The sequence below is a fragment of the Rahnella sp. CJA17(1/100) genome, assembly GCF_963881615.1.
GTDB classification, from domain to species: domain Bacteria; phylum Pseudomonadota; class Gammaproteobacteria; order Enterobacterales; family Enterobacteriaceae; genus Rahnella; species Rahnella aceris.
Genome location: NZ_CAWOJA010000047.1, coordinates 1 through 603, shown reverse-complemented (window position 1 = coordinate 603; position 603 = coordinate 1). Strand labels below are relative to the sequence as shown.

The following is a 603-nucleotide window of genomic DNA, read 5'->3' as shown; positions in this document are numbered from 1 at the left end:
GATTAATTCTCTGTTACCGCCTTGTAGCCTTTCACGATCAACAACGGTGGATGGTTGGTTTCGGTGGAATCGAAGGTATAGGTTCCGCCATTCTGGTCACCACCGAGGTAGAAAGCGACTTCCGTTTTGCCTTCTGCCAGCGCCTGGCGAACAGCCGTATCCACGATAGCGTCGCGATACTGACGGTTATTATTCATCGAGATGGTGCCAGCTGACTGGTAATCCGTTGCCGGATGGTTATCCCAGTTCACTGTTTTGCCATCCCAGTCCGTGGATGTGCTGTAGACATTCAGCTTGCCGGTGGCGCTGGAAGCGGCATTGCCACCAAACACCCGCAGACGGTAGACGAATAATCCCTCTTCAGAGGCCGGGATGGCTTCCGGCAGTGCAGGAATTTTAAACTTAAACAGAACCAGGCTTTCCGGATTACTGGCATGACCGCCGTTTTTCCAGTTGTCGCTGGCGGTCAGCAATGTGCTGCTGCCGTAATTGGTGCTGCTGTTGGTACTGCTGACGACCGTGTCTTCCAGTGCCGGCTCGTAGCTGTAAGGGATGGTGTTACTGCAATCGAAAGCCAGATTCATACACAAGTCGGTCATGTAT

General features: G+C 52.7%; 1 protein-coding gene. It reads right to left on the bottom strand.

What is annotated here, in order from left to right; translation table 11 throughout:
- Positions 1-2: 2 nt before the first annotated feature.
- Positions 3-603, bottom strand: a 601-nt coding sequence (locus AACU55_RS19080; RefSeq protein WP_134707157.1) for a CBM96 family carbohydrate-binding protein, incomplete at its 5' end; no start/stop codon positions are given.